Here is a 7,435-nt window from a genome sequence, read left to right on the forward strand (position 1 = left end):
TTTTCGGATCGCCTCACCGCGGAGCAGCACCTGAAAGCCGGTGCCAGGCGCGTGCTGTTTTCCCAGCCCGCGGAGCCCGACGTTGACGCCACGGTCGTCTTTGGCGTCAATCACGACAGCCTCCGCGCCGCACATAGCGTGGTGTCTGCCGCGTCCTGTACCACCAACGGTATTGTTCCTGTGATTGCGGCGCTCGATGATGCCTTTGCTATAGAGCACGGCACGATCACCACGATCCATTCGGCGATGAATGATCAGCCGGTACTCGATGCCTATCACAACACGGATCTCAGGAAGACCCGCGCGGCGGGCCAGTCCATTATTCCCGTCGATACCGGCCTGGCGTTAGGCGTGGAGCGTATTTTGCCGGCCCTGGCCGGTCGTTTTACCGCCCAGGCGCTGCGCGTCCCCACCCTGAATGTCTCCGCTATGGACCTCACGATTGTGACAAAGGAGGACGTGAGCGTGGCTGACGTGAACCGTGCGCTCTGTGAAGCCGCGGCCGGTGGCTTTCACGGCGTGCTGGGTTACACGGAAGAGCCTCTGGCCTCCTGCGATTTCAACCGCGATAGTCGTTCCAGTATCATCGACGCCTGCCAGACGCGCGTCAGTGGAACGCGGTTGGTCAAAGTGCTGACCTGGTTTGACAACGAGTGGGGCTACGCCAACCGGATGCTTGATGTCGCCCGGTACTGGTCTGACCTTTCCCAGCAGGAGTAAGCCTATGAGTCTCAAAGTCCAGCGTATGGAGGAGCTCTCCCTCAATGCTCAGCGGGTGCTGATACGGGAAGATCTCAACGTCCCGGTTAAGGACGGCAAGGTTAGCTCCGATGCGCGCATTCGCGCCGCGGTGCCCACGATCCGCCGGGCCCTGGATGGGGGCGCGCAGGTCATGCTCATGTCGCATCTGGGGCGGCCCGTTGAGGGCGAATACGACGAACAGTTTTCTCTGGGGCCGGTTGCCGAGCACCTGAGCGCCCTCCTCGACCTTCCCGTGCGCCTGGTGGCGGACTGGCAGGACGGCGTCACACTGGCCGATGGCGAGGTAGTGCTGCTGGAGAACGTTCGCTTTAACGTGGGTGAAAAGAAAAACGCCGATGAGCTGGCCAAGGCCTATGCCGCCCTTTGCGACGTTTTTGTGATGGACGCCTTCGGCACCGCGCACCGCGCCCAGGCGTCTACTCATGGCGTCGCGCGCTTTGCGGCCCAGGCCTGCGCGGGCCCCTTGCTCGCGGGTGAACTGGAGGCACTGGAGAAAGCCCTCGCTGACCCGGCCCGGCCCATGGTCGCCATAGTCGGCGGCTCCAAGGTGTCCACAAAGCTCGAGGTGCTGGACGCGCTCTCCGAAAAGGTCGACCAGCTGATTGTCGGTGGTGGTATTGCCAATACCTTTCTGGCCGCGGCGGGACATCCCGTGGGCAAGTCGCTGTGCGAGCACGAGCTTTTGGACGAGGCCCGGCGCATCGGGGCCAAAACGCACATCCCCCTGCCGACCGATGTAGTGACTGCGACGGAATTCGCCGAAGACGCCGCTCCCCGGACCTGTGCGGTGGATGAGGTGGGCGAGAATGACATGATTCTCGATATCGGGCCCGAATCCGCCGCTGCCATGGGTGCCCTCCTGAAAAACGCGGGAACCGTTCTCTGGAATGGGCCCGTGGGCGTATTTGAGTTCGACAGCTTTGCGGGGGGCACCGGCTTGCTGGCCCGCGCAATTGCGGACAGCGTCGCATTTTCTTTGGCTGGCGGTGGCGATACCCTCGCTGCAATTGACAAGTTTGCCATTGCCGATAAGGTCTCTTATATATCCACGGGTGGCGGTGCCTTTCTCGAGTATGTCGAGGGCAAGGTGTTGCCGGCGGTGGCGGTCCTTGAGGAGCGGGCACTCGGCCAATGAGCCCTTTCAGCCCCTCTGACCTCATCAGCCCGCTTAGCCCTAAAGAGTACGCCGATTCACCAACCCCAATGTTTTGATTATTCAGGGAGAGCACAGATGGCTTTGATCAGCCTGCGCCAACTGCTGGACCATGCAGCAGAGCACGATTACGGAGTTCCCGCGTTTAACGTCAACAATCTCGAGCAGACCCGGGCGATCATGGAAGCTGCGGACGCGACGGATTCGCCCGTGATTATGCAAGCCAGTGCCGGGGCCCGGAAGTACGCGGGAGCGCCTTTTCTGCGAGCGCTCATGGAAGCGGCCATGCGTGAGTTTCCGCATATCCCCGTAGTGGTGCATCAGGACCACGGCATGTCGCCGGCGATCTGCCAGCGCTCCATTGCCCTGGGTTTCAGCTCGGTGATGATGGACGGGTCTTTGGGTGAGGACGGCAAAACGCCCATGGACTATGACTACAACGTCGACGTGACGCGCACCGCGGTCGCCATGGCTCACGCATGCGGTGTGTCCGTTGAAGGCGAGCTCGGTTGTCTTGGATCTCTGGAGACCGGCGAGGCCGGCGAAGAAGATGGCTCCGGCGCTGAGGGCAAGCTGACCCATGATCAACTGCTTACCGACCCGGAGGAAGCTGCAGCCTTTGTGAAAGCGACGGAAGTGGATGCGCTGGCCATTGCCTGTGGCACCAGTCACGGTGCCTATAAATTCACCCGTCCGCCCACGGGAGACATTCTGGCCATCGATCGCATCAAGGAAATTAACGCGCGGATACCGGGTACTCACCTGGTGATGCACGGTTCCTCATCGGTCCCTCAGGACTGGCTGGAGATCATCAACGAGTACGGCGGCGAAATTCCGGAAACCTACGGCGTGCCCGTGGAGCAGATCCAGGAAGGAATCCGTCATGGGGTTCGCAAGGTAAACATCGATACGGACCTGCGCCTGGCGTCCACCGGTGCAATCCGCCGATTCCTCGCGCACAACCCTGCAGAATTTGACCCACGTAAGTACCTTAAAGAAACTCAGGTGGCCATGCGTGATATCTGTATCGCTCGCTACGAGGCTTTTGGCACCGCCGGCAATGCCAGCAAGATCCGGGTTCTGTCCCTGGACACCATGCAGCAGCGCTACGACGCCCGGGAGCTGGTGCCCGAAATCCGCTAGCTGACCTGTTCGGGGTAGGCGCTGGCTGGTCGGGAGGACTGTAGGACTGGTCGCTGGCGCTATCCGTTGACGAGATGTAGCGAGGTAGAAACGCCCTCAAAGAACATCTGCACGGAAATAATCACCAGAATCATCCCCATCAGACGTTCCACTGCCATGAGGCCGCGGTTTCCCAGCGCCTTGAGCAGTAGCGGAGACGTCATCAATATACAGGCGGAGACCGCCCAGGCGCCCACCAGGGCAATGGTCCACTCGGTCATGCGCGTAGGGTCGGTATTGACCATCAGCATGGCGATGGCCAGTGATGAGGGCCCGGCGACCGCCGGAATCGCCAGGGGCACAATAAATGGTTCGCCATCAGGAGTGTCACCCAGCAGCCCGTAAGGCGACGGGAATATCATGCGTATCGCGATGAGAAACAAAATAATCGCGCCGCCGATGCTGATGGATTCCTGTCGCAGGCCCATGGCCTCCAGCGCTGCGCTGCCGCCGTAGAGAAACAGCAGTAACACGGCCAGGGCGATGAGCAGCTCCCGAAAAATCACCCAGTACCGCCTATTTCCCTCCACATCTTTGAGGACCGAAAGAAATATCGGCACGTTGCCCAGGGGGTCCATGACAAGAACCAGGGTAATGAAGGCGCTGAGAAGGGTGTCCACGCTGTTGTTCCTTGAGGTTGTCTTTCGAGTTCGCGCACCGAGAGCCATGCACGGCAGTGACCAACGTTAATAAATCAGTATAAAGTCAGCACTCATCAGTCGCTATCTGTTGCCTGAGTTTACGGGAGCATTTGCTAGACTCATTTCTTTATCGTCAGTTCACAGGTTTTCTTATGTTCGCTCTTACACACAAACTCCCCAGCCTTCTCCTCGGGACCTTTCTTCTTATCTGCTCGGTTCTCACTACAGCCGCTGACGATGATTTTCCCGGCTTCAAGAAACTGATGACCGTGGAGGAGTTTGAGAACACCGGTCTCGACAAGCTTTCGGGTAAAGAGCTCGATGCCCTCACGGAGTGGCTGATCCAGTACACCGCCGGAGAGGCGCAGGTGCTTCAGGCGACCAGTGAGGCGGTGCGCGAAGCAGAAAAGAATTACGAGGTACGAAGTCGCATCGTGGGCGATTTCTCCGGCTGGAGCGGGAAAACGGTTTTTCGCCTTGAAAACGGGCAGACCTGGAGGCAGCGACTTTCAGGCCGCTACCCCTACCGCGGTCCTGCCAACCCCGAGGTCATAATCAGCAAGAACTGGGCTGGATTTTTCAAAATGACCCTGGTGGACATCGACAAAAGCATCGGCGTGACCCAGATAGCTGACTGACGCGATTTGCTATGTTTACCTCTTACAAGACATGAATTGCCTACGCTAAGTCCATGAAACTTGTCCGCTCTCTGACCGGTTCATGTGAATTTTTCACAATCAACGCCGCATGAGAATGTGTAATATCGGCGGCAGTTGGTAAAACCATGCCTTCAGTCGTATGGGCAAGGCCAACATCTCACTTCACAGGGGAATTAAATATGTTGCATAAAAAACCGCTAACGATGGCGGTCAGTGCCGCCGTCGGCGCAGCGTTCTCGATGGGTATGGCTCCGGTCAACGCCCAGGACGAGCAGCTGGTAGAAGAAGTTGTCGTAACCGGTTCGCGTATTCAGCGCGCCAACCTCGTCTCTTCAAGCCCAGTTACTCAGCTTGATAGCGAACAGCTCCGTCTTACTGGTCTGACCCGTGTCGAGGATGCCCTCGCCGCCATTCCAGCTATCTCACTCGATCAATCATCCGGCCAGGCTATTGAAGCCACAGGTATTGCTACGCTGCAGCTGCGTAACCTCGGTTCTCAGCGTACTTTGGTGCTGATGAACGGTCGCCGCCTGCCTGCGGGCTCACCTAGCGCTTCCTCCAACGCTGCCGACATCAACATGATCCCCGGTCAGCTCATCGAGCGTGTTGAAGTACTGACAGGTGGTGCTTCGTCTACCTACGGTGCCGACGCTGTGGCTGGTGTTGTCAACTTCATCATGATGGATGACTTTGAAGGCATCAAAATTGATTTCCAGGCTGGCCAGTTCCGTGCTGACAACGATGGAAGTCCTGTAGGCCGTGCAGCCGAGCGTGCAGGTCAGCCCTTCGCTACTGGCACTGCAACTGACGGTGACCAGTACGACATGACCATGATCATGGGTGGTAACTTCGACAACGGTCGTGGTAACGCCACTGCATTTGTGACCTACCGCGACATCGAGGGCGTCACGCAGGTCACTCGTGATACTTCGGCGTGTCCCGTGCGTGCCGTGAATGGAGATTGCCTCGGTTCTGGTACTAACCAGTCAGGCTCGTGGATTTTTGCTGCGACGCCAGGCAACTTCCGTACGGAAGGTAACGAGTTCCTGGAAGGTCGTGGTCCTGGCTTTAACTTCGCCGCACCATCCTATTCACAGCGTCCAGACCGTCGGACCACCATTGGCACGTTTGCTCACTACGACATTAATGAAAACGTAGAGGCTTACACAGAACTGATGTTTATGGACACCAAGTCCATCACGCAGTTTGGCCCTTCTGGCGTGTTCTTCCAGACCTTTGACGACCTCAACTGCGATAACCCACTGCTCTCTGCGCAGCAGCTGGGTATTACGGGTTGTACATCTCCCGAAGATCGTTGGACCGGTACCCTCGGTCGTCGTAACGTAGAGGGTGGACCCCGTAGGGGCGCTCAGCGTCACTCTACTTACCGCGGCGTGTTCGGCCTGCGTGGTGATATCAACGACAGCTGGCGTTATGACGTGTCCTATCAGTACGCTGAAGTCGATATGGCCAACCGCAACACCAACTACGTTGATATCAATCGCGTAGAAGAGCAGCTGAATGCTGTTCTGCTGGACGACGGCTCCATTGGTTGTGAGTCTGGTAACCCAGAGTGTGTTCCTTACAACGTCTACCAGACTGGCGGTGTTACGGACGAAGCAACGGCTTACTTTTCTCAGGAAGTCTACGAGACGGGTCGCAACACACAGGAAGTCCTGATGGGCTATGTCCAGGGTAGCCTGGGCGACTACGGCATCACTTCTCCCTTTGCCGAGAACGGTATCGAATTAGTTGTCGGTGCGGAGTATCGTGAAGAGAGCCTGCAGTATGACCTTTCTGACAACGCCAAGCGTGGCGAAGCCGGTGGTTTTGGTGTTCCTGTTCCCGTTGACGGTCGTTACGATGTCAACGAGATCTACTTCGAAGCCAGCGTGCCTCTTGTTGAAGATGTAGCTCTGGTGCAGTCTTTGGTCCTGGATGTTGGTTACCGTTACTCTGACTACAGCACGGGTACCACAACCGACACCTACAAGCTTGCAGCCAGCTGGGATATCAATGACGACATCAAGGTACGCGGTAGCTACCAGCGTGCGGTTCGTGCACCGAACATCGTAGACCTGTTCTCGCCTGCGACCACCGGTCTCTACGCGATGGATCGTGACCCCTGTAACAAGGCAAACCCCGGTGACAGCGTGAGCTTGAGCGGGTACAGCTTTGAGCAATGTGCCCGTTCTGGTGTAACCCAAGCCATTTGGGATCTTGGCGGCCCAGAGGACAGCCCCGCGGCGCAGTACAACTCAACGGGTGGTGGTTCTACGGACCTCGAGCCGGAAGAAGCTGACACCTACAGCGTGGGTGCCATCTGGCAGCCTAGCTTTGTAGAAGGTCTGCAGTTGAGCGTTGACTACTACGAGATTGAGATCACTGGAGCAATCCAGGGTGTCGCCCCGGAAACTACACTGCTACAGTGTATTGAAACGGGTGATCCTGCGTTCTGTGACCTTGTTAACCGTGGTTTGAATGACTCACTGTGGTTGGGCCAGGCGTCTCCGACGAATGGTATCAACGCGGCCAGCACTAACATCGGTTTCCTTCGTGTAGAAGGTGTGGACGTAGAGGTTAATTACAACTTCGATATCGGTGATATGGGTACAGTTAATATCGCTAACATCGCGGGCTTCGTAATGGCCTACGACCAGGAAGAATACCCTGGTGCGGGCGTGATTGACTGCGCTGGCGTTTATGGTGGCGCATGCTCGATTCCTACGCCTGATCTGAAAAACCGCTTCCAGGCGACCTGGGCGACTCCTTGGAACGTGAATGCGAACATTATCTGGCGACATGTTGCCGGTACTTCGCAGGAGTTTACCGACGTGCCTAACGATATCGATGATTACAACTACTTCGATATCGCGGCAACCTGGGCTGTTACCGATACCGCGACTCTGCGCTTCGGTATCAACAACGTGCTGGACGAAGATCCTCCCTTCGTATACCAGGGTGTAACCGCTCGTGAGAACGGTAACACTTACCCCGGTATCTACGATCCTCTGGGCCAGTACTGGTTCCTGGGTGGA

Annotated in this window: 6 protein-coding genes; 5 read left to right on the plus strand and 1 reads right to left on the minus strand. The window is 57.4% G+C overall.

The features are described from left to right. The 3 genes from ACTG3T_RS06975 to fba all read left to right on the plus strand — a co-directional run. Positions 1-720 (plus strand): type I glyceraldehyde-3-phosphate dehydrogenase (locus ACTG3T_RS06975; RefSeq protein ID WP_439101540.1); only part of this gene is annotated, 720 nt, incomplete at its 5' end. A 4-nt stretch (positions 721-724) separates the two neighbouring features. Then, entirely contained in the window at positions 725-1,897 is a 1,173-nt protein-coding gene (locus tag ACTG3T_RS06980) for a phosphoglycerate kinase (protein ID WP_439101541.1), read from the plus strand. Between the two features lie 96 nt (positions 1,898-1,993). Continuing rightward, complete coding sequence (gene fba / locus ACTG3T_RS06985) at positions 1,994-3,058, plus strand: class II fructose-bisphosphate aldolase (RefSeq protein WP_439101542.1); 1,065 nt, start codon at positions 1,994-1,996, stop codon at positions 3,056-3,058. A gap of 59 nt (positions 3,059-3,117) precedes the next feature. Here fba and ACTG3T_RS06990 read toward each other — a convergent pair whose 3' ends face one another. Further along, on the minus strand, positions 3,118-3,717 hold the full coding sequence (locus tag ACTG3T_RS06990) for a YhgN family NAAT transporter (protein ID WP_439101543.1): 600 nt from the start codon (positions 3,715-3,717) through the stop codon (positions 3,118-3,120). Between the two features lie 173 nt (positions 3,718-3,890). On the opposite strand from ACTG3T_RS06990, the gene ACTG3T_RS06995 reads away from it, so the two are divergent. Further along, on the plus strand, positions 3,891-4,376 hold the full coding sequence (locus ACTG3T_RS06995) for a hypothetical protein (protein ID WP_439101544.1): 486 nt from the start codon (positions 3,891-3,893) through the stop codon (positions 4,374-4,376). A 200-nt stretch (positions 4,377-4,576) separates the two neighbouring features. Further along, positions 4,577-7,435: TonB-dependent receptor plug domain-containing protein (locus ACTG3T_RS07000; protein ID WP_439101545.1), on the plus strand; the 2,859-nt coding region annotated here is incomplete at its 3' end.

It is taken from the genome of Congregibacter sp. (genome assembly GCF_965660375.1).
Lineage (GTDB): Bacteria > Pseudomonadota > Gammaproteobacteria > Pseudomonadales > Halieaceae > Congregibacter.

Excerpts from the sequence above, each read along its gene's own strand:
- ACTG3T_RS06980 (WP_439101541.1), top strand. The coding sequence starts at position 725 with ATGAGTCTCAAAGTCCAGCGTATGGAGGAGCTCTCCCTCAATGCTCAG.
- fba (WP_439101542.1), top strand. The coding sequence starts at position 1,994 with ATGGCTTTGATCAGCCTGCGCCAACTGCTGGACCATGCAGCAGAGCAC.
- ACTG3T_RS06995 (WP_439101544.1), top strand. The coding sequence starts at position 3,891 with ATGTTCGCTCTTACACACAAACTCCCCAGCCTTCTCCTCGGGACCTTT.